Annotated in this window: 1 protein-coding gene; it reads right to left on the bottom strand. The window is 68.2% G+C overall.

Going from position 1 to position 1,896, the window contains the following annotated elements:
- A partial coding sequence (locus tag AC3A6P_RS36045) for a bifunctional FO biosynthesis protein CofGH (protein WP_487697446.1) occupies positions 1–1,896 on the bottom strand: 1,896 nt, incomplete at both ends.

The following is a 1,896-nucleotide window of genomic DNA, read 5'->3' as shown; positions in this document are numbered from 1 at the left end:
GAGAACGCATGCACGTGCATCGACGGCACCCGCGCCTTGACCGCCCGCACCAGATCGGCGTACCCGGTGACGGGCAACTCGGGGTCGATACCGCCTTGCATGCACACCTCGGTGGCGCCGGCGACGTGGGCCTCCCACGCCCGGTCGGCGACCTCGGACGTCGACAGCGAGAAGGCGTCGGCGTCGCCCTTGCGTTGCGCGAACGCGCAGAACCGGCAGCCGGTGTAACAGATGTTGGTGAAGTTGATGTTGCGATTCACCACGAACGTGACGTCATCACCGACGACGTCCTTGCGCAGCGAATTGGCCAGGGCGGTCACCGCTTCCAACGCAGGACCGTCGGCGGTGGCCAGCGCCAGGTACTCGTCATCGGAGCAGCCGGCGGGGTCGCGTTCGGCCGAGCGCAGCGCCGCGAGCACGTCGGTGTCGATGCGTTCGGGTGCCCGCGCCGCCAGCTCGGACACCTTGTCGCGAATGGATTCCCAATCGCCGAAGGCACTGTCGAGGTCCGAGCGGGTCTCGGTGAGCCGGCCTTGCGCGTCGATAGCGGTGTGCAGATCCACCCGGCCCAGGGATTCGGTGGCCTCGTCGGGTTCCTGCCACGGCAGCCCGACGGGGTTGACCTCGCGCGCCCACCCGGTCTCCGGATCGGCCAGGGCATTGACATGGGTGCGCACCCGCGGGTCGATCCACGCCGCACCGGCCTGCACGTAGCGCGGCTGGGCCGTCAGCCGCTGCACCAGGTCATAGCCCGCTTCGGCGGTCACCTGAGCCAGGTCGTCGAGGGCCGGCCACGGCCGTTCGGGATTCACGTGATCCGGTGTCAGGGGTGACACTCCACCCCAGTCGTCGACCCCGGCGCCCAGCAGCGCCAGGCATTCATCCCGCGACACCAGATTCGGTGGCGCCTGCACCCGCATCTTCGGTCCCAGCACCAGTCGGGTGACGGCGATGGTGGCCAGGAAATCGTCGAGACCCGCATCCGGCGTCGAAGCCATGGCGGTGTGGTCCTTGGCCCGGAAGTTCTGCACGATCACTTCTTGGATGTGCCCGAACTCCTTGTGCGACTTGCGAATCGCATGGATGGTCTCAGCACGCTCCTCGAGCGTCTCGCCGATACCGACCAGCAGGCCGGTGGTGAACGGGACCGACAGCCGCCCGGCATCGGTCAGGGTGCGTAGCCGGACCTCGGGGTCTTTGTCCGGCGAGCCATAGTGCGCTTCACCCTTGGTCTCAAACAGCCGCCGCGAGGTGGTCTCGAGCATCATGCCCATCGACGGCGCCACCGGCTTGAGGCGCGACAATTCGGCCCAGCTCATGACACCCGGGTTCAGGTGCGGCAACAGTCCCGTTTCTTCGAGCACCCGGATCGCCATGGCCCGCACGTAGTCCAGCGTGGAGTCATACCCGCGCTCGTCGAGCCATTGCGCAGCCTCGGGCCAGCGCGCCTCCGGCCGGTCACCGAGAGTGAACAGCGCTTCCTTGCATCCCAACTCCGCGCCGCGGCGGGCGATGTCGAGGATCTCGTCGGGTTCGAGATACATCCCTTTACCCTGGGCGCGCAGCCGGCCCGGGACCGTCACGAAGGTGCAGTAATGACAGGTGTCGCGGCACAGATGCGTGACGGGAATGAAGACCTTGCGCGAATAACTGACCGGCAGCCGCCCCGCAGCGCCGCGACGGCCCTCGGATTCCAGGCCGGCATCCCGGACGCGGGCCGCGGACGCACAGAGATCGGCGAGGTCCTCACCCCGGGCCGTCAGCGCGATCGCGGCCTCGTCGACATTGAGAGCCACACCGTCGCGAGCCCGCCGCAGCACCCGGCGCATCGCCGCTGAACTGGGCCTCGCAGCCTCGGACTCACGGGTAGGAAAGGCCGGACTCGGCAGGAAAGTG

The sequence above is a fragment of the Mycobacterium sp. Soil_C_30 genome, assembly GCF_057656995.1.
Note: the sequence above shows the minus strand (reverse complement) of the source record. Positions and strands in the feature narration are given on the sequence as shown.